Origin of the sequence: Bradyrhizobium sp. CCBAU 051011 (genome assembly GCF_009930815.1) — a bacterium.
Taxonomy (GTDB): Bacteria; Pseudomonadota; Alphaproteobacteria; order Rhizobiales; family Xanthobacteraceae; genus Bradyrhizobium.
Genome location: NZ_CP022222.1, coordinates 658106 through 676165 on the forward strand (window position 1 = coordinate 658106; position 18060 = coordinate 676165).

Annotated in this window: 20 protein-coding genes; 13 read left to right on the forward strand and 7 right to left on the reverse strand. The window is 63.1% G+C overall.

The window, feature by feature from the left end; all coding sequences use genetic code 11:
* Positions 1-28: 28 nt before the first annotated feature.
* Complete coding sequence (gene hisS, locus ACH79_RS03205; protein ID WP_161849728.1) at positions 29-1531, reverse strand: histidine--tRNA ligase; 1503 nt, start codon at positions 1529-1531, stop codon at positions 29-31.
* Positions 1532-1637: 106 nt separating this feature from the next.
* A complete protein-coding gene (locus ACH79_RS03210; RefSeq protein ID WP_161849729.1) occupies positions 1638-2168 on the reverse strand; it encodes a YegJ family protein in 531 nt (176 codons plus the stop codon).
* Between the two features lie 224 nt (positions 2169-2392).
* On the opposite strand from ACH79_RS03210, the gene ACH79_RS42850 reads away from it, so the two are divergent.
* Positions 2393-2611 carry a hypothetical protein gene (locus ACH79_RS42850; protein ID WP_202639386.1) on the forward strand — a complete coding sequence of 73 codons (219 nt, stop codon included), beginning with the start codon at positions 2393-2395 and terminating at the stop codon, positions 2609-2611.
* Positions 2612-2833: 222 nt separating this feature from the next.
* On the opposite strand, the gene ACH79_RS03215 is transcribed toward ACH79_RS42850, so the two are convergent.
* Both ACH79_RS03215 and ACH79_RS03220 read right to left on the reverse strand, forming a co-directional pair.
* A complete protein-coding gene (locus ACH79_RS03215; protein ID WP_161849730.1) occupies positions 2834-3724 on the reverse strand; it encodes a branched-chain amino acid aminotransferase in 891 nt (296 codons plus the stop codon).
* Positions 3725-3850: 126 nt separating this feature from the next.
* Positions 3851-4927: a branched-chain amino acid aminotransferase gene (locus ACH79_RS03220; protein ID WP_161849731.1), complete on the reverse strand. Its 1077-nt coding sequence runs from the start codon at positions 4925-4927 to the stop codon at positions 3851-3853.
* A gap of 319 nt (positions 4928-5246) precedes the next feature.
* On the opposite strand from ACH79_RS03220, the gene ACH79_RS03225 reads away from it, so the two are divergent.
* From ACH79_RS03225 to ACH79_RS03235, 3 genes are read left to right on the forward strand one after another with little or no spacing between them, the layout of a single operon-like run.
* The gene (locus tag ACH79_RS03225) at positions 5247-5795 is read left to right on the forward strand and encodes a MarR family winged helix-turn-helix transcriptional regulator (RefSeq protein ID WP_161849732.1); all 549 of its coding nucleotides are present in this window, start codon (positions 5247-5249) and stop codon (positions 5793-5795) included.
* A gap of 20 nt (positions 5796-5815) precedes the next feature.
* Complete coding sequence (locus ACH79_RS03230) at positions 5816-6532, forward strand: response regulator (RefSeq protein ID WP_161849733.1); 717 nt, start codon at positions 5816-5818, stop codon at positions 6530-6532.
* A gap of 8 nt (positions 6533-6540) precedes the next feature.
* The gene (locus ACH79_RS03235; RefSeq protein ID WP_161849734.1) at positions 6541-7926 is read left to right on the forward strand and encodes an ATP-binding protein; all 1386 of its coding nucleotides are present in this window, start codon (positions 6541-6543) and stop codon (positions 7924-7926) included.
* Positions 7927-8105: 179 nt separating this feature from the next.
* On the opposite strand, the gene ACH79_RS03240 is transcribed toward ACH79_RS03235, so the two are convergent.
* Together ACH79_RS03240 and ACH79_RS03245 are read right to left on the reverse strand one after the other, a co-directional pair.
* The gene (locus ACH79_RS03240; RefSeq protein ID WP_161849735.1) at positions 8106-8639 is read right to left on the reverse strand and encodes a DUF3617 family protein; all 534 of its coding nucleotides are present in this window, start codon (positions 8637-8639) and stop codon (positions 8106-8108) included.
* A 104-nt stretch (positions 8640-8743) separates the two neighbouring features.
* A complete protein-coding gene (locus ACH79_RS03245; RefSeq protein WP_161849736.1) occupies positions 8744-9049 on the reverse strand; it encodes a hypothetical protein in 306 nt (101 codons plus the stop codon).
* Positions 9050-9215: 166 nt separating this feature from the next.
* Between ACH79_RS03245 and ACH79_RS03250 the strand changes: the two genes are divergently transcribed.
* The 4 genes from ACH79_RS03250 (at position 9216) to ACH79_RS03265 (ending at position 12491) form a co-directional block, all read left to right on the forward strand.
* Positions 9216-9677, forward strand: coding sequence for a hypothetical protein (locus ACH79_RS03250; RefSeq protein ID WP_161849737.1), 462 nt, complete (start codon positions 9216-9218; stop codon positions 9675-9677).
* A 112-nt stretch (positions 9678-9789) separates the two neighbouring features.
* Positions 9790-10467: a ribonuclease T2 gene (locus ACH79_RS03255; protein WP_161849738.1), complete on the forward strand. Its 678-nt coding sequence runs from the start codon at positions 9790-9792 to the stop codon at positions 10465-10467.
* 673 nt (positions 10468-11140) lie between these two features.
* On the forward strand, positions 11141-12001 hold the full coding sequence (locus ACH79_RS03260) for a 23S rRNA (adenine(2030)-N(6))-methyltransferase RlmJ (protein ID WP_161856190.1): 861 nt from the start codon (positions 11141-11143) through the stop codon (positions 11999-12001).
* Between the two features lie 274 nt (positions 12002-12275).
* A complete protein-coding gene (locus ACH79_RS03265; protein ID WP_028350729.1) occupies positions 12276-12491 on the forward strand; it encodes a cold-shock protein in 216 nt (71 codons plus the stop codon).
* Between the two features lie 164 nt (positions 12492-12655).
* Here the strand turns inward: ACH79_RS03265 and ACH79_RS03270 are convergent, their stop codons facing one another.
* On the reverse strand, positions 12656-13279 hold the full coding sequence (locus tag ACH79_RS03270) for an outer membrane protein (RefSeq protein WP_161849739.1): 624 nt from the start codon (positions 13277-13279) through the stop codon (positions 12656-12658).
* Between the two features lie 212 nt (positions 13280-13491).
* On the opposite strand from ACH79_RS03270, the gene uvrC reads away from it, so the two are divergent.
* The 5 genes from uvrC (at position 13492) to prmB (ending at position 17963) form a co-directional block, all read left to right on the forward strand.
* A complete protein-coding gene (gene uvrC, locus ACH79_RS03275; protein ID WP_161849740.1) occupies positions 13492-15558 on the forward strand; it encodes an excinuclease ABC subunit UvrC in 2067 nt (688 codons plus the stop codon).
* Between the two features lie 100 nt (positions 15559-15658).
* Positions 15659-16273, forward strand: a complete 615-nt coding sequence (pgsA, locus tag ACH79_RS03280; protein ID WP_161849741.1) for a CDP-diacylglycerol--glycerol-3-phosphate 3-phosphatidyltransferase — start codon at positions 15659-15661, stop codon at positions 16271-16273.
* Positions 16270-16521 carry a molybdopterin converting factor subunit 1 gene (gene moaD / locus ACH79_RS03285; protein ID WP_161849742.1) on the forward strand — a complete coding sequence of 84 codons (252 nt, stop codon included), beginning with the start codon at positions 16270-16272 and terminating at the stop codon, positions 16519-16521. The genes pgsA and moaD overlap by 4 nt, the downstream gene beginning before the upstream one ends.
* A 9-nt stretch (positions 16522-16530) precedes the next feature.
* Positions 16531-16998, forward strand: a complete 468-nt coding sequence (locus ACH79_RS03290) for a molybdenum cofactor biosynthesis protein MoaE (RefSeq protein WP_057835868.1) — start codon at positions 16531-16533, stop codon at positions 16996-16998.
* Complete coding sequence (gene prmB, locus ACH79_RS03295; RefSeq protein WP_161849743.1) at positions 16998-17963, forward strand: 50S ribosomal protein L3 N(5)-glutamine methyltransferase; 966 nt, start codon at positions 16998-17000, stop codon at positions 17961-17963. Before ACH79_RS03290 ends, prmB begins: the two co-directional genes overlap by 1 nt.
* Positions 17964-18060: the final 97 nt, after the last annotated feature.

An 18060-nucleotide genomic window follows, 5' to 3' on the forward strand; every position in this document is an offset into this window, starting at 1 on the left:
ACGCGGGTCAAGCCCGCGTATGACGAATTCAGCTACCCCACTTCACGTCATGGCGCGCCAGCACCTCGCGCACCTTGGCGACGATCTCGCTCTCGCCGCAGGAAAACTGCGCCGGGCGAGTTTCGCGCCATTCCTGATTGGAAGCGATCGCGGCCGCGGCCTTCGCGCCCTCGATCAGGTCCTTGATCTGGATTTCGCCGCGCGCCTTCTCATCCGAACCCTGAATGATCACGCAAGGCGAATTGCGACGATCAGCATATTTGAGCTGGTTGCCCATGTTCTTGGGATTGCCGAGATAGAGCTCGGCACGGATGTTCGCATTGCGGAGCTCTGCGACCATCTTCTGGTAATCGGCGACGCGGTCGCGGTCGAACACGGTGACGACCACGGGCCCAAACTCCGGCCGCGTATCGAGCTTGCCGAGCATCGTCAGCGCCGCCTGCAGCCGCGACACGCCGATGGAAAATCCCGTCGCCGGCACCGGCTCGCCGCGGAAGCGCGAGACGAGGCCGTCGTAGCGGCCACCGCCGCCGACCGAGCCGAAGCGCACGAGGCGGCCCTTTTCGTCCTTGGTTTCGAGCGTGAGTTCGACCTCGTAGACGGGGCCGGTGTAATATTCGAGGCCGCGCACGACGGAAGGATCGATGCGAACGCGGTCACCGTAGCTTGACGCGGCAACCAGCGTTGAAATATCGGTGAGTTCGCTAGCGCCCGCCTGGCCAACTTCCGTATTCGCGACAAGCGTAAGGTTCGTAACGATTTCTTCGTTCGTTCCCGTCTCTGGACAAGTCGATGCGAGTACACGGTCGATAGCGTCGACCGGCAAGCCAGCTCCTTTAGTGAAGTCACCGCTCTCGTCCTTGCGCCCTTCTCCGAGCAGAGCACGGACGCCCTCTTCACCCAAGCGATCAAACTTATCGACGGCACGTAGAACTGTAAGCCGGCGCCCCGCATTCTCTTGGCCGCCTAATCCAATGGATTCAAGCACCCCATCCAGCACCTTGCGGTTATTGACCTTCACCACATAAGAGCCGCGCGGAATGCCGAGCGCCTCCATCGTGTCTGCCGCCATCATGCACATCTCGGCGTCCGCAGCCGGCGAGGCCGAGCCCACCGTGTCGGCGTCAAATTGCATGAACTGGCGGAAGCGGCCGGGGCCGGGCTTCTCGTTGCGATAGACGTAACCGGCGCGGTAGCTGCGATACGGTTTTGGCAGCGCGTCGAAATTCTCGGCTACATAACGCGCCAGCGGCGCGGTCAAATCGTAGCGCAGCGAGATCCACTGCTCATCGTCGTCCTGGAACGAGAACACGCCCTCGTTCGGCCGGTCCTGGTCGGGCAGGAATTTGCCGAGCGCGTCGGTGAACTCCATCGCCGGGGTTTCCACCGGCTCGAAGCCGTAGCGCTCGTAGACTTCGCGGATTTTCTCGACCATCTGACGCGTGGCCGCGATCGCGGCCGGGCCACGATCTTCCAGCCCGCGCGGCAGACGCGCCTTCAATTTCTGCGGTTTTTTCGGTTTCTCGGCCATGGCGGCTAGGTACCAGCCGAGGCGCGGCAGGGCAACCCGGACCGATGCCCCCTCTCCTGCGTTGGCGAAGGAAGGAGCTCGCCGCCTTCCTGGCTCCGGCTTTCGCTTAAGGGGATTCCATTCGCGCCCGAAGCGCTTCGGCATCGGCCTTCGGCATTGATTTCAGGAGCGGCTTGATGGTCTCGCCGCCGACGATCTTGTCATTGCGCATGAACATCCAGTCCGAGATGTCGGCTTCCTTGAACTCAGCCATGTCGCCGGCCTTCTTGCCGGGCAAGTCACGCGGTACATTGGCGAACCTTCCCGAATAGCGACCCTCACCGATCTTCTTCACATCGGCCATCCAAATGTGCTCGTTCCCGCTTCCCCGTTTGGGAAAGCGCGCCTTGAGGGAGTGACCGGTCTCCGACGGTTTTGGGGCATCGTAGGAGGCCCAGAACGCCGGCAGCGTGGCCCGCGCCTTTGCGATGGCAGCATTCATTTCCGGATTGCCGGAGTTGATGTCGATCACCGGCGAGCGGTCCTGGGAGCGATCCTGGGCCCAGACGTTTCCCGTGGGGGAGCCGAGAACCGCGAGGGCCGCTGCGAAGGCCGCCGCCACGACGCATTTGGAGCATATTGAGAGGGCTGGGGTCATTGTCACCGTTTTATCAACCGAAATCTATCCACAATCCGGAAAGTTGGTCGCACAAGGGCGCTGAAGAGTTCACGACTCCCGCTCGCACGGGAAGAGGGCAAAGAGGAGTGCTACTCCGTGCCTTTTGATGGCTCACTGCAGGCATGGAGGACCATGCTTGGCCGCCAACCTGGGAACCACACGTTGCGCGCCGAATTACCTGTAGGTCTCCAAAGGAGAGCGCTATGAAGAAGCTTATCACCGTCACCGCACTTACGCTGCTGTGCGGCTCGGCCTTTGCCCAGAACACCGGTCCCGCTCCGCAGACCGGCATGGAGAAGCCCGGAACGACGAGCGGCGCCAAACCAGATGGTTCGATGGACACGACCGGCATGAGCGCAACCAAGGGCAATATCAAAAGGGAAAAGGACGGTGCACCGGCCCCAAAGGACGAGAAGAAGTAAGCCGTTCGCTCATGCCGCGAGCGCATCAAGCTAAATGTCGATGAAGGAGCGGGACGTTTGGATGCGGCACCGAGGAGGCCAATGCGCCGCAGCGGCCATTGCGGACGAAGTCCGTGCTGAATGAGGGGTTTGTATCCGCGGCGCAGGCCATCGCCTGGCCTCGTGAGGTGACACCTCTCCCGCAAGGTAAGAAGGTAGATCCGCCAAGGGAAATGACGGACCTTAGGCAGCCGCGGCCTTTCCCTTGGGCTGCACTTCAGCGGTGTAGTCCGCCATCAACTGCTCGGAGATCTTGCCGGGCGTGAACCTCCAGTTCGCGATCTCGGAGACCGGCGTCACTTCGGCGGCGGTGCCGGTGATGAAGCATTCGGTGAAGCCGTCGAGTTCCTCCGGCATGATGCGGCGCTCGATCACTTCGATGCCGCGGCGCCTGGCAAGGTCGATTGTAGTGGCGCGGGTGATGCCGGCGAGAAAGCAATCGGCGATCGGCGTATGGATCGTGCCGTCCTTGATGAAGAAGATGTTGGCGCCGGTGCATTCGGCGACGCGGCCCTGCCAGTCCAGCATCATCGCGTCCGCATAGCCGGCGCGCTCCGCCTTGTGCTTACTGATGGTGCAGATCATGTAGAGGCCGGACGCCTTGGCCATCGCCGGAATCGTCGTCGGATCGGGCCGCCGGTATTCGGCCATGCCCATCCGGATGCCCTTCAGCTTCTCGGCCGGATCGAAATAGCTCGGCCAGTCCCAGGCGGCGATGGCGAGATGGATGGTATTGGATGGCGCCGACACGCCCATCATCTCCGAACCGCGCCAGGCGATCGGGCGCAGATAGGCGTCCGGCAGATTGTTCGTGTCGATCACGAGCTGCTTGGCGGCGTCGATCTCGGCGACCGACCAGGGAATCTCGAAGTCGAGGATATTGGCCGAGGCCTTCAGCCGCTCGGAATGCTCGGTGCTCTTGAAGACCCTGCCGCCATAGGCGCGCTCGCCCTCGAACACGCAGCTCGCATAATGCAGGCCATGGGTCAGGATGTGGACGTTGGCGTCGGCCCACGGCACCAGCCGGCCATCGTACCAGATGACGCCGTCGATCTTGTCGAACGAAACTCCCATGGTCTCCTCCCGGATTGGCGCTGTTTCGATGAGCCGCGCGTCAGCCCCGCGCGACTCGACGAGACGCGCGCTACTGAGGGCTTGAAGTGATCTATCGCTTGAGCGGCGGAATTATTCCGCCGCCGGTCACAGGACCTTCCTGATCCAGTCGTGCGGGTCCGCCGCGCGACCGTACTGGATGTCGACGAGCTTCTTGCGCAGCCCCATGGCGACAGGGCCGGCGACGCCGCCGCTGATCTGGAAATCGCCGCTCGCCGAACACACCTTGCCGATCGGCGAGATGACGGCCGCGGTGCCGCAGGCGAACGCCTCTTTCAGCTTGCCGCTGGCGGCATCCTTGCGCCACTGATCGATCGTGTAGAGCTCCTCGCGCACGACCGTGCCGGAATCCTTCGCCAGCGCGATAATCGAATCGCGGGTGATGCCCGGCAGGATGGTGCCGAGCGGCGGCGTCGAGAGCGAGCCGTCGTCGAATACGAAGAAGACGTTCATGCCGCCGAGCTCCTCGATATAGCGGCGCTCGACCGCATCGAGGAAGACGACCTGATCGCAGCCGTGCTCGATGGCCTCGGCCTGCGCCCGCAGGCTCGCGGCGTAATTGCCGCCGCACTTGACGGCGCCGGTGCCGCCGATCGCGGCGCGGGTATAGTTCTCCGACACCCAGATCGACACCGGCGCGGGTCCGCCCTTAAAGTAGGAGCCGACCGGTGAGGCGATGACGGCGAAGATGTATTCTGCCGACGGCTTCACGCCGAGGAAGACCTCGCTCGCGATCATGAAGGGCCGCAGATAGAGGCTGCCCTCGCCGCCCGGTATCCAGGCGCTGTCGATGCGAACGAGCTGCTCGACCGCTTCGATGAATATAGCCTCGGGCAGCGGCGCCATCGCCATGCGCTCGGCCGAATTATTAAAGCGCCTTGCGTTGGCTTCGGGGCGGAACAGGTTCACGCCGTTGTCGCGCTTGTAGGCCTTCAGGCCTTCGAAAATCTCCTGCGCGTAGTGCAGAGCAGCTACGGCTGGATCGAGCGAGAAATTGGCGCGGGGTTCGACGCGCGCGTCATGCCAGCCCTTGGCCTGGTTGTAACGGACGATCGCCATGTGATCGGTGAAAACCCGGCCGAAGCCGGGGTCCGCGAGTCGTGCCGTGCGCTCCTGCTCGGAGGTCGGGTTCGCCGCAGGCTGGATTTCGAATTTTAAGCTCATTCCCTTGCTTCCCGCTGTCGAAATCGGCGCGATTTGGCGCCGGCCTGCCTCGGTGGGCCTGCTGGCTTGATAGGTCTGGACCTTCACCGCCACGCGGCCGGTTCCTGCGCCGTCATGTCCGTGACGACATGCTTTTGCGGGATGCCGAAGTCCAGTATGTTTGCCGAAATGCCGCTCGACAATCGCACGGTAGTTCAATTTGCGGCCGTTGCCGCCATCGTTGGCTTTTCCGGCTGCCTGACACGTCACCAAGTTTGAAACGACTTAATGTTTCGTCGTGGCTGGTAGTTTTGTAACATTGAACCCAAGATATGTCAACATGACTGACATAAATTTCTCAAGGGGCCCAACCAACCCCGATTCGCAGGGGTCCGCCAGCCCTGCCCCACGGCTTGGGGAAATGCGCTGGGACATTATCGAGCTGTTGTTCTTCGCCTATCGCGACTTCGTGGGCGACGCCGACCATGAGCTCGAGGCTTTCGGCTTCGGTCGTGCCCACCACCGGGTGATGCATTTCGTCTACCGCTATCCCGGCCTCAAGGTCGCCGACCTCCTGGACGTCCTGCGCATCACCAAGCAGTCGCTTGGCCGGGTGCTCAAGCAATTGCTCGACGAGGGCTACATCATCCAGAAGACCGGCAACAACGACCGCCGGCAGCGCCTTCTTTACGCCACCCCGAAGGGCGAAGCGTTGGTGGCAAAGCTCGCAGGATTGCAGACCGATCGCATCACCCGCGCGCTTCGGGATATCAACCCCGAAGGCGTCGCGGCGATCGGCCAGTTCCTGCGCGCGATGATCGATCGCGACGACCCCGACAAGGTGTTGGAGGCGATCTTCGGGGCCGGCAGCAAGAAGCCAAGGGAGTGATCGTGGCGCAAGGAGCAACCATGGCTACAGCCGCCGCGCGCCCGCCTCGGCAACTGGCCGACGACGCCCCGCATTTGCTCTTGGTCGACGACGACCGCCGTATCCGCGATCTGCTGTCGCGGTTCCTGTCCGGCGAGGGTTATCGCGTCACGACCGCGTCGAGCGCGACCGACGCGCGCTCCAAACTGCTCGGCCTGCATTTCGATCTATTGATCCTCGACGTCATGATGCCCGGCGAAACCGGGTTCGACCTGGCGCGGTTCATTCGCACCTCGTCCTCGGTGCCGATCATCATGCTCACGGCCCGCCATGAGGCGGAGGCGCGGATCGAGGGCCTGCAGATCGGCGCCGACGATTATGTCGCCAAGCCGTTCGAGCCGCGCGAGCTGATCTTGCGGATCGGCAATATCCTCAAGCGCTCCGCGCCGCCACCGGTGGAAGCGCTGGAGCAGATCGCGTTCGGCCCTTACGTTTTCCATCTCGATCGCGGCGAGCTGCGCGAGGGCGAGGAGATCATTCACCTGACCGACCGCGAGCGCGAAATGCTGCGCATTCTGGCCAATAGCCCCGGAGAGACGGTGCCGCGCGCGGCGCTGACCAGCGGCGGCACGGTGAATGAGCGCGCAGTCGATGTGCAGATCAACCGCCTGCGGCGCAAGATCGAGCGCGATCCCGCCAATCCGCTGTTTCTGCAGGCGGTACGCGGCATCGGCTATCGCCTGGTTGCGTCGCCCTGAGCTAACTCATGAGCACGCTCGACACCGGCCTGACGCTCATCCGCAATGCGTCGCAACGCGTCTCCAGGGCCAATGGCTGGATGGGCAACGCGTTCAAGAGCTGGATGCCGACAGGCCTCTACGCCCGCGCGCTGCTGATCATGATCGTGCCGATGGTGATCCTGCAAACGGTCGTGGCATTCGTGTTCATGGAGCGGCACTGGAACACGGTGACGCGACGGCTGTCCGCGGCGGTGGTGCAGGACATCGCCAGCCTGATCGACGTCTACAAGGCATTTCCGCAGGACAAGGACCGCGCACAGTTGCGTCGCATCGGCCAACGCCTGCAACTGGTCGTCGATTTCCTCCCCGTCGGCGACATGCCACAGCCCGGGCCAAAGCCGTTCTTCTCGCTGCTCGACCAGACACTCTCGGTGCAGCTCGGCCGCCAGATCGGGCGCCCCTTCTGGATCGACACGGTCGGCAAATCCAACCTGGTCGAAATCCGCATCCAGCTCGACGACGCCGTGATGCGGGTGTTCGCGCAACGCAGCGCCGCTTATGCCTCCAATTCGGAGATCTTCATCTTCTGGATGCTCGGCACCTCCTCGATCCTGTTGATCGTCGCGGTGCTGTTCCTGCGCAACCAGATCAGGCCGATCCTGCGGCTGGCGGAGGCCGCCGAAAGTTTTGGCAAGGGACGCGAGGTGCCGAACTTCCGCGCGCGCGGCGCACGCGAGGTGCGGCAGGCGGCACAGGCGTTTCTGCAGATGAAGGCGCGCGTCGAGCGCTCGATCGAGCAGCGCACCGCGATGCTGGCCGGCGTCAGCCACGATCTGCGCACCATCCTGACCCGCTTCAAGCTCGAGCTCGCGCTGATCGGCGACAGCCCCGAGGTCGACGGGATGCGCAAGGATGTCGACGAAATGGCCGGCATGCTGGAGGCTTATCTTGCCTTCGCGCGCGGCGACAGCGGCGAGGTCGCGCAGCCGACCGACATGACGATGGCGCTGGAAGAACTGCGCAGCGATGCCGAACGCCATGGCCACACCGCGACGGTGACGTTCCACGGCCTGCCGGTCGTGACGGTGAAGCCGGCCTCGTTCAAGCGTTGCATCGCCAACCTCGTCTCCAACGCGGCGCGCCATGCCAACACGGTCGCCATTACCGGCCATCGCGACCACCGCTATCTGACCGTGACGGTCGACGACGACGGGCCTGGCATTCCCGTCAACATGCGCGAAGAAGTGTTCAAGCCGTTCCTGCGGCTCGACGATGCCCGCAACCAGGACGAGGGCGGCACGGGCCTCGGGCTCGCCATCGCCCGCGACATCGCCCGCTCGCATGGCGGCGACATCACGCTCGGCGACAGCCCAATGGGCGGCTTGCGCGCGGCGGTAAGAGTGCCGGTGTAACTTCTCCCTCGCCCCGCTCTTGCGGGGAGAGGGTCGGGGTGAGGGGCTCTCTCCGCGATCGTGATGTATCGATAGACCTGCACCCCCTCACCCGGATTGCTTCGCAATCCGACCTCTCCCGCAAGCGGGAGAGTTAAAGGAGTACGCGGATTCAGCGCGACAACGCGAATTACTGACCCTCACTTCTTCGGGATCAGCGCCTTCATCTTTTCCATGTCCTTGACGTTCATCTTCATACCGCCGGGCATGATGATGTCGCCAGGCTTCTGATCGGCCTTGCAGGCGCCCACCCATTTGGCCTCGATCGTGCTTTTGCTGTCGCGCGCGGCGCCGGCCAGGCCACCCTCGCTCTGCGAGCTCGTTTTCACGGTGTAGGCGGAATTGAAGTCGCCGGTGATTTCGGCGCGTGACTTGACCGTGATGCCGCCAATACCGCAGACGGAATCGGTGACATAGCCGGTCGCCGTCTTCTGGATATCCTGCTTGGAGCAGATCTCCTTGGCCATCGGCGCCATGGCCGTGCTCATATCCTTGTCCGTGGTCGCGTCAGTGCACTGCTGCATGGTCATCTCGGGCACCGTGCCGCCGCTCACCACCTTCATCTCCCACAGCCCGGCCTTGCGCATCGGCAATTCCACGGCGATGGCGCCGCTAGCCGGTAACACGGCCAGCAAACCTACAGCCAAACAGGACACAAGAAGCAGTCGTCTCATCCGTGCGCTCCCCTGAATTTTTCAACGCTATCGTGCGCGCGCGAAGTGACACACGCTTTGCGTGGCGAAAACATGTCCAGCCAGAGAAGCTTTGGAGGTCGCGCTCAGTAAAGCGTGCGCAGCGGCCGCTCGGCGGCGCCATAGGGCACCCAGCGGCAGGCAAACGAAACATATCCGCCGTAATTCGGCTGCACGCCGAGGAATTTCACCACCTTGCCGTAGCGGGCGCAGTGGTCGACGGCGAGCTGGCGGGCATCGGCCTGCGTCGCGAGCGTATAGGCGATGATGCCGCCGGTGTCGTTGCCCTTGAACGGCGGCACCGTGTCGATGTCGAACCACTGCGCCTGCGCCGGCGCCCCCGCCAGCATCCCACCCATGGCAATCAGGCACGCGGCCAGAATTCTTCGCATCGCAGACTCCATTTCGCTCGACGCCCACCATAGTGTGCGCCGATGGCCGTGAAAAGAATGGTTGCAGCACGGGACGGACTTGGTCGTCAGGTGTTGCCGCGCTGCACTTGACCTTGTCGGGGCTTCGCGGCACCGTCCCCTGTGTTGGTTTACCGGCGGATTCCCCATGCGCAACCTGTTCACATCCTTGAGAGCCCTCGGCCCAACGGCTGCGGCTCTCGCCCTGCTGGTCTCCAGCCACGCCGCTCAGGCCGCCAATCCGTTGGAGCTGAATTTCGGCCTGTTCGGCCCGAAATATGACGGCCGCGTCGCCGAATGCGAGCGGGCGCTGCCGACCATCGCGTCGCAATTCCAGGAGAAGGAGGGCAAGTTCTGGAATTCGGCTCTGGTGATCACCGGCTTCGGCCGGATCCACGAAACCGCGTTTCGACCCTGGCAGTCCGACAACATTCCGCGCCGCTTCTGCAGCGGCGACGTGATGCTGAGCGACGGCAAGATGCGCAGCGTGCACTACTCGATCATCGAGGATGGCGGCTTTGCCGGCTTCGGCCAAGGCGTCGAATGGTGCGTGACCGGGCTTGACCGCAACTGGGCCTATAGCCCGGGCTGCAGGGCCGCCCGGCCCTGATCCCGGCATTTCAGTCCGGTCGAGCCGGCCGGCCTGTGGGATTTTCAAATTTTGTTCTTGAAATGTTCCGGTTCCCTGCTAGGCTCCCGGTAGTCGAGTAGAGGGGCGTTCGATGCACCGGTCTGTTATTTCGCGACTTCTGATTTCGCTGACGCTTGTTGTCGTCTCCGCCGGGTTGGCGTCCGCGCAGGACCGCCGGCAGAACGCCCCGGGCGAATTCGATTTTTACGTCCTGGCCCTGTCGTGGTCGCCCTCGTTCTGCGAGGCGGCGGCCGAGCGCGGCAATAGCGGGCGTTCACAGGTCCAGTGCAGCCGCCCCTATTCGTTCGTGGTTCACGGCCTGTGGCCGCAATATGAGCGCGGCTTTCCCGAATATTGCCAGCGGCCGTCGCCGCGGCTCGACCGCAACATCATGACCTCGATGCTGGACCTGATGCCGGCGCCCGGCCTGATCTTCAACGAGTGGGACAAGCATGGCACCTGCTCCGGCCTCGGCGCCCGCGCCTATTTCGAGAGCGTCCGCAAGGCCCGCGCAGCGGTGAAAATCCCCGAGGAATTCCTCGAATTGTCCGAGCAGAAGACTATCGCCCCCGGCGATCTCGAGGCCGCCTTCATCAAGATCAACCCGGGCCTGAGCAGCTCGGCTATTTCGGTGGTCTGCTCGAGCCGCCGCCTGAGCGAGGTGCGGATTTGCCTGAGCAAGGACATGCAATTCCGCGCCTGCGACGAAATCGACCGCCGCACCTGCCGGCGTGACGAGGTGGTGATGCCGCCGGTGCGGGGCGGCTGAAGCCTGCCTTCCGTCATGCCTGCCCAGACATAGCAATCCGCCCTGCGCAGACTTGTCTACACCTGTCTGCGTCCCGGTCATCCACGGCTTTTATTGTCGTCTGCAAGGCACGTGGATGGCCGGGCCCTTTTCTCCGCCAAAGCCGCGTCAGGCAAGAATATCAAGGCTGATGTGATCGGTTAGCCCAGTCGTGCCGATCCATTGCTGCCATGATCGAAAACAAGGGAATCGTTCGAGCCCTTGAAGTCTATAGTCGTCCTGCCGTACTGCTGGGTGACGATAACCATCATCCAGCGAATAACCACTGATCGAGAAATCGACGCTGCCGCTGCCGTTGTCGACCCGAACGACATCGTTGCCATCCCCCTTGGCAAAATTGATCGTGGATTATCACCCGTCACCTTGATCTAATCGTCACCGGTGCCGGCCGTCACGGTCGAAGCTCCGCCGACTCAGTTGCCAGCGCCACTATCGACGACGGAATAATCACGGGTCGACACATGGTCATCGCCGTCGTCAGCCGACACAGGGTGATACATCCTAAGATTGAAGTTACCGGTATGACTCCGATGACCCCAGCATCTCACCAATGCAATTGGAGATGTCATCCCGCCACCCGCAGCTTGACGACATGGGTTACTTTCCTCGTCCCAATGTCGTAACCCGTCCCACCATGAACTACCGACACGCCTTTCATGCCGGCGGCTTTGCCGATGTCATCAAGCACATCGTACTGGTGCGCATGCTGACCTATCTGCAGGAAAAGCAGGCCCCGTTTCGCGTCATCGACACCCATGCCGGCGCCGGGCGCTACGATCTCACCGGTGAGGAAGCGCGCCGCGGCGGAGAATGGCTGACCGGCATTGCGCGGGTGATGCAGGCACGGTTTTCACAAACCGCGCTGCCGTTGGTGACCCCCTACCTCGACATCGTCAGGGCATTCAACGCGCCGGGCACGCTCGAGGCCTATCCGGGATCGCCCTTGATCGCCCGCGCGCTGCTGCGGCCGCAGGACCGACTGACGGCCTGCGAAATCGAGCCTGGTTCCCGCCGGCAATTGGTCGATGCGTTGCGCCGCGATAGCCAGGCGCGGGTGGTCGATCTCGACGGCTGGACCGCATTGCCGGCCTTCGTGCCTCCCAACGAGCGGCGCGGTCTGGTGCTGATCGATCCCGCGTTCGAGCAAAAGGACGAGTTCGAAAGGCTGGCCGGCGCATTCGCCGAGGCCTACGCGAAATGGCCGACCGGCAGCTATCTGATCTGGTATCCGGTGAAGACCCGTCGCGCCACCGATACCCTGGCGCGGCTGGTCGCAGGCGCTGCCGCTGCCAGCAAGCCAGCCGGAAAATGTCTGCGGCTCGAATTCAGCGTCGCTCCACAGGAGGCCGGCGGCCCGCTCGCCTCCACCGGGCTTTTGATCGTCAATCCACCGTGGACGCTTGCGGGTGAATTAAAGACAATTCTACCCGAACTCGAAAAACCGCTCGGCCAGGGCGGGGCCGGCCGGTTCAAGCTGGAGACACCCAAGCCTTAAGAGTTACGCCTAAAGCGCCAGCCTTGAACGAAAAGTGCGAATGGACCGTAGGCAATTTACGCGAAACCGTATTATGCTCAGGCCATTGGGACTGGCTTTACGTTCCGCTTCCGCGAATGGTTGCGGCGGAGTGATCAAGGCCGAATAAAATCCAAGTCGGTCGGCGGCATGGCCCCGACCGGCTCAGGTGGCCAAGCTTCCGGCAGCGAATGTCCGGTCAGCCGAAGCGCGAGGTGCGCGTAGCGGCGGAGCAATACGGGGGAGGAGTTTCCCGATGGCCATGACTGGAACAGTCAAGTTCTTCAATGGAGAACGCGGCTACGGCTTCATCAAGCCCGATGACGGCGGCCGCGATGTGTTCGTGCACATCACCGCCGTCGAGCGGGCCGGGTTGAAGGATTTGACTGAAGGGCAGCGCATTACGTTCGAGGTCGAACCGGACAAGAAGGGCAAAGGCCCCAAGGCGGTCAACCTGGTGATTTCATCGTGAGCTGACGCTCGCGCGGAACGCGGACTGAATTCTTGCTGCGAAGACTACGCTGGGCACGGCACCGCCACCCGGAGCGTTGGGCCTCGTGACGCGCAACCCAACAGGCAAAAAAAATCCCGGCGACCTACTGCCGCCGGGAGATGGTAGTCGCCAGTTTCTTGTTTTCAGAAGCGATAGTTCACGCCGGCCCGTATCAGGCCGAACCGGTAACCGTTCGACGCACCTGTAATGACGAAGTTGCTGTTGGCCAGATCGACATAGAGATATTCGATCTTGGCGCTCCAGTTCCTGTCCAGGCCCACCTCGGCGCCGGCGCCGAGCGTCCAGCCGGCATTGGTATGGGATTCCGTCAGGCCGAACGTGGCGGCGCGCAGCTCGCCGAAGGCGAGACCGCCGGTGCCGAAGAACAGGACGTTGTTGAACGCATAACCGGCGCGGCCGCGAACCGTGCCGAACCAGGGATTGGAAAACTTCCACGGCGCGAAAGTTTCTTCGGCGCCGGTCGCCTGAATGTCGCCCTCGAGGCCGAACACCCACGGTCCGTTCTGCCAATTATAGCCGGCCTGGACGCCGCCCACAAAGCCGGACGGCTTGGTCGGATTGTTTGCGACCGAACCCCAGGCATAGCCGAGGTTGCCGCCGAGATAAGGGCCGGCCCAGCTATCGGGACGGTACAGCGTCGGGTTGGCTGTCAAGGGTGCGCGCGATCCGTAGAGATCGGCTGCCTGTGCCGACACGGTCCAGCCTGCAGCGATCAGCGCCAGCGCGCCCGACACCACCTTGCTCATCACGCAACTCCACGCAACACCGCGACCCGCCGGTCGAAGAGACCGGCTTGGTTACGGAACTCCACTTTTTTCGCTAAGATTTATCGAGAGTTTTAAGTTAAAGGGTTGTTAAGCCGGATTACTTGCCCGCTCATCATTCTTAAGAATGCGTTACCGGCGCCCTCTCCCGCGAGCGGCTGGCGATGCTGCCCTGCAGCGCTTAATTTAGGCCCATGGATCACGATTCTACCGACCATCCGAAGCCTCCGCGCAAGGCGCGGCGGGGTTCCCAGCCGGACTTGCCGCCACAGGACCTGACCGCCGCCGACATCGATCCCGCGACATCAGCCGCCGAGGAAGACGACGAGGCGCGCCTGCCGGAAGCGCCCGAGGAGCCTGCCGAGGCGATTGCCGAAGGCCCGCTGGCGGTCGGCCACACGGCCATCGAAAACGCGGTGAGGCTGGCGCCGACCTCGCCCGGCGTCTACCGCATGCTCAATGCCTCCAGCGACGTGCTCTACGTCGGCAAGGCCAAGAACGTCCGCAAGCGGCTGTCGTCCTATGCCCGCGTCAATGCGCCCTTGCCGGCGCGCATCCTGCGCATGATCGCGGCGACGGTTACGGTCGAGATCGTCTCCACCACGACTGAGACCGAAGCGTTGCTGCTGGAAGCCAACCTGATCAAGCAGCTGCGGCCGCGCTTCAACGTGCAACTGCGCGACGACAAGTCGTTTCCCTACATTCTGATCACCGGCGACCATTGGGCGCCGCAGATCCTCAAGCATCGCGGCGCGCAAACAAGGCCCGGACGATATTTCGGGCCGTTCGCCTCCGCCGGCGCCGTCAACCGCACCATCACGGCGCTGCAGCGCGCGTTCCTGATCCGCTCCTGCACCGACGGCTTTTTCGAGAGCCGCACCCGGCCGTGCCTGCTCTACCAGATCCGCCGCTGCTCGGGGCCCTGCACGCGCGAGATCGATTTTCCCGGCTATAGCGAGCTGGTGCGCGAAGCGAACGACTTCCTGTCCGGCCGCAGCCACGCCGTGAAGCAGCTGCTCGCCGGCGAGATGGAGAAGGCATCCACCGAACTCGAATTCGAGACCGCGGCGCTGTATCGCGACCGTCTCGCCGCGCTGTCGGCGATCCAGTCGCAGCAGGGCATCAATCCGCGCACCGTGGAAGAAGCCGATGTGTTCGCCATCCATCAGGAAGGCGGCTATTACTGCGTGGAAGTGTTCTTCTTCCGCACCGGCCAGAACTGGGGCAACCGCGCCTATTTCCCGCGCGCGGAGAAGTCGTTTACGCCGGAGGAAGTGCTGGCCTCGTTCCTCGCGCAATTCTACGACGACAAGCCGCCGCCGAAACTGATCCTGCTGTCGCACGACATTGAGGAATGCCAATTGCTGGCCGACGCACTTTGCGTGAAGGCCGGCTACAAGGTCGAAGTCTCGGTCCCCAAGCGCGGCGAGAAAAAGGAATTGGTCACGCATGCGCTGACCAATGCGCGCGAGGCGCTTGGCCGCAAACTAGCCGATACGGCGACGCAGAGTCGTCTCCTGGAATCGATAGCCGCCACGCTCGGACTGCCGCAGGTGCCGAAGCGCATCGAGGTCTACGACAACAGCCACATCCAGGGCACCAACGCCGTCGGCGCGATGATCGTGGCGGGACCGGATGGCTTCATCAAAAACCAGTATCGCAAGTTCAACATCAAGTCCGAGGGACTGACGCCGGGCGACGACTACGCGATGATGCGCGAGGTGCTGGAGCGGCGCTTCAAAAGGCTGTTGAAGCCGCCGGAGGGCGACGCGGCCAAAGCGAAAGCCGACGACGATTCGTTCCCGCAATGGCCCGACCTCGTCATCATCGACGGCGGCCGCGGTCAGCTCAACGCTGTCAGGGAGATTTTCGGGGGTCTGGGACTTACCCAGGTCTCGCTGATGGCGGTGGCAAAGGGCCCGGACCGCGATGCCGGGCGGGAGACCCTGTTCATGCCGGACCGCGAAGCCATCAAGCTCGAACCGCGCGATCCCGTGCTGTATTTCATCCAGCGGCTGCGCGACGAGGCGCATCGCTTCGTGATCGGCTCGCACCGCAAACTGCGGAAAAAAGACATCAGGGAAGCCGGTTTGCAGGAAATCCCGGGCATCGGCCCGTCACGCAAACGTGCCTTGCTGCATCACTTCGGAACGCTGAAGGAGATCGAGCGGGCATCGATTGCGGACCTCGGCAAGGTTCCGGGCGTTAGCGCCGAGAGCGCCCGCAAGATCTTCGAGTTTTTCCATGCACAGGCGGGTTAAGGGGACTTGGGTCAAAGGCATGTCATTTGGGCGTCGCCTGCGACAGATGATCTAGGCCCGCACGGTTGACCTTCACGTTCCAGCGGTATTGGTAAGACGGATGAACATCGCAACAGCCAAAGGGCAGACCAAGACCCTGTCCCTGCCGAATATCCTGACCTACGCCCGTATTGCCGCCATTCCGGTGGTGGTCGGCTGCGTTTTCGCCCAGTCCATCCTGGACGGCCCGCTGTGGCTGCGCTGGGTGGCCCTGGCCGTCTTCATTGCCGCTGCGGTGACGGACTACCTCGATGGCTACTATGCGCGAATCTGGGACCAGCAATCCGCTTTCGGCCGCATGCTCGATCCGATCGCCGACAAGCTCCTGGTAGCGTCCTGCCTCTTGATGCTGGCAGCCGACAGCAGCATCCATGGCTGGACCCTTTGGGCAGCTATCGTCATCCTGTGCCGCGAAATCCTGGTCTCGGGCTTGCGGGAATATCTCGCGGCGTTGCGGGTCAGCGTACCCGTGACCAAGCTGGCAAAATGGAAGACCACGATCCAGCTCGTCGCGATCGGCTTCCTGATTGCCGGGGAGGCCGGCGAGCAGTTGCTGCCCGCGACCACCCTGATCGGCATCGTCTTGTTGTGGATGTCGGCGATCTTCACCATCTACACCGGCTACGACTATTTCCGCGCCGGCATCCATCACCTCATCAAGGAGGATGAGGGATGAGGATCAAATATTTCGCCTGGGTGCGCGAACGGATCGGCGTGGCGGAGGAAACCGTCGAGCCGCCGGCCGACGTGCGCACGGTGAGCGATTTGATCGGCTGGCTCTCCAGCCGCGGCGACACCTACGCCTATGCCTTCGAAAGGCCGAAGGTGATCCGCGCCGCGATCGACCACGCCCATGTCAAGCCGGACGCCGCGATATCAGGCGCGCGCGAGATTGCGTTCTTCCCGCCGATGACCGGCGGTTGATCTTTACCCATGTCCGTCACCGCGACCATTCGCATCCAGGAAGCCGATTTCGACGCTGCGCAGGAGATCGCGGCGCTCACCAAAGGTCGCACCGATATCGGCGCAGTCGTCACCTTCAGCGGCATTTGTCGCGGCAGCGAGAACGGCGAACCGATCGCGGCGCTGACGCTTGAGCATTATCCCGGCATGGCGGAAGCCGAAATCGGGCGCCACGCCGATGAAGCGCTGTCGCGCTGGCCGTTGCAGGGTCTCACCATCATTCACCGGTTCGGCCGCATCGCGCCGGGCGAGAACATCGTGCTGGTGGTGACGGCGTCACCGCATCGCCAGGCAGCCTTCGAAGCAGCGGAATTCCTGATGGACTACCTCAAGACCAACGCGCCGTTCTGGAAGCGCGAGGAAAGCAAAAAAGGCACGAGCTGGATCGAAGCCCGCGACCATGACGACGCCGCCGCGGCGCGCTGGACCAAATCCTGATGGCCAAGCGTGCGAAACCTGCGGCGAAGCGCAGCGCCAGCCCAACAAAACTGCCCAAGGTCGGCGCGGGCGAATTGGTGACGCTGCTCGATTTCGTCCGCTACGCCGTCAGCCGCTTCGTCGAAGCCAGGCTGGTATTCGCCCACGGCACCACCGATCCGGTGGCGGAAGCCGCCTTCATCGTATGCGAGGCGCTGCATCTGCACCCTGATCAATTCGAGAGTTTCGCGACCGCGCGGGTCACGGCGGCTGAAGGCAAAAAGATCCTCGATCTGATCGCGCGCCGCGTCACGACACGAAAGCCCGCGGCCTATCTCGTCAACAAGATCTACATGCGCGGCCTGCCCTTCTATGTCGACGAACGCACCATCGTGCCGCGCTCCTTCATCGGCGAATTGCTGGACCAGCATTTCGGCGGCGACGGCGACGAAGAGGCCGGTTCGCTGATCACGGAAGCGGGCGCGGTGGAGAGCGTGCTCGACCTCTGCACCGGCTCGGGGTGCCTTGCCATTCTGGCCAGCCGGAATTTTCCGAATGCCGCGGTCGACGCAGTGGATATCTCAAAGGACGCCCTCGAAGTCGCCGCGCGCAATGTCGGGGATTACGGGCTTGAGGATCGCCTCACGCTGTACCGCGGCGACCTGTTCAAGCCGCTGAACAGCAAGCGCTACGACCTCATCATTTCCAATCCGCCCTATGTCGATGCGCAAGGCATGGCCGGCCTGCCGCGCGAATGCCGCGCCGAACCAAAGCTCGCCTTCGACGGCGGCGCTGATGGCCTCGATATCGTCCGCCGCATCCTCGACGAGGCGTCCGCGCACCTGACGCCGCAGGGCGGACTGCTATGCGAGATCGGCCGCTGCCGTCCGCAGCTCGAAGCCGCCTATCCGCATCTGCCGCTGCTCTGGCTCGATACTGAGGATTCCGAGGGCGAGGTATTCTGGATCGCTGCGACCGATCTTTGACCCGGCATATTGCGGGGAAATATCACGGCGTACTGGCGTTCCCGTTCAGCGGCGAAACTGATAGATTGGCAGCTAATCGCTGCCCCGAACATCAAAG

Coding starts and splice junctions, on each gene's coding strand:
- hisS (WP_161849728.1), bottom strand. CDS start 1,531: ATGGCCGAGAAACCGAAAAAACCGCAGAAATTGAAGGCGCGTCTGCCG.
- ACH79_RS03210 (WP_161849729.1), bottom strand. CDS start 2,168: ATGACCCCAGCCCTCTCAATATGCTCCAAATGCGTCGTGGCGGCGGCC.
- ACH79_RS42850 (WP_202639386.1), top strand. CDS start 2,393: ATGAAGAAGCTTATCACCGTCACCGCACTTACGCTGCTGTGCGGCTCG.
- ACH79_RS03215 (WP_161849730.1), bottom strand. CDS start 3,724: ATGGGAGTTTCGTTCGACAAGATCGACGGCGTCATCTGGTACGATGGC.
- ACH79_RS03220 (WP_161849731.1), bottom strand. CDS start 4,927: ATGAGCTTAAAATTCGAAATCCAGCCTGCGGCGAACCCGACCTCCGAG.
- ACH79_RS03225 (WP_161849732.1), top strand. CDS start 5,247: ATGACTGACATAAATTTCTCAAGGGGCCCAACCAACCCCGATTCGCAG.
- ACH79_RS03230 (WP_161849733.1), top strand. CDS start 5,816: ATGGCTACAGCCGCCGCGCGCCCGCCTCGGCAACTGGCCGACGACGCC.
- ACH79_RS03235 (WP_161849734.1), top strand. CDS start 6,541: ATGAGCACGCTCGACACCGGCCTGACGCTCATCCGCAATGCGTCGCAA.
- ACH79_RS03240 (WP_161849735.1), bottom strand. CDS start 8,639: ATGAGACGACTGCTTCTTGTGTCCTGTTTGGCTGTAGGTTTGCTGGCC.
- ACH79_RS03245 (WP_161849736.1), bottom strand. CDS start 9,049: ATGCGAAGAATTCTGGCCGCGTGCCTGATTGCCATGGGTGGGATGCTG.
- ACH79_RS03250 (WP_161849737.1), top strand. CDS start 9,216: ATGCGCAACCTGTTCACATCCTTGAGAGCCCTCGGCCCAACGGCTGCG.
- ACH79_RS03255 (WP_161849738.1), top strand. CDS start 9,790: ATGCACCGGTCTGTTATTTCGCGACTTCTGATTTCGCTGACGCTTGTT.
- ACH79_RS03260 (WP_161856190.1), top strand. CDS start 11,141: ATGAACTACCGACACGCCTTTCATGCCGGCGGCTTTGCCGATGTCATC.
- ACH79_RS03265 (WP_028350729.1), top strand. CDS start 12,276: ATGGCCATGACTGGAACAGTCAAGTTCTTCAATGGAGAACGCGGCTAC.
- ACH79_RS03270 (WP_161849739.1), bottom strand. CDS start 13,279: ATGAGCAAGGTGGTGTCGGGCGCGCTGGCGCTGATCGCTGCAGGCTGG.
- uvrC (WP_161849740.1), top strand. CDS start 13,492: ATGGATCACGATTCTACCGACCATCCGAAGCCTCCGCGCAAGGCGCGG.
- pgsA (WP_161849741.1), top strand. CDS start 15,659: ATGAACATCGCAACAGCCAAAGGGCAGACCAAGACCCTGTCCCTGCCG.
- moaD (WP_161849742.1), top strand. CDS start 16,270: ATGAGGATCAAATATTTCGCCTGGGTGCGCGAACGGATCGGCGTGGCG.
- ACH79_RS03290 (WP_057835868.1), top strand. CDS start 16,531: ATGTCCGTCACCGCGACCATTCGCATCCAGGAAGCCGATTTCGACGCT.
- prmB (WP_161849743.1), top strand. CDS start 16,998: ATGGCCAAGCGTGCGAAACCTGCGGCGAAGCGCAGCGCCAGCCCAACA.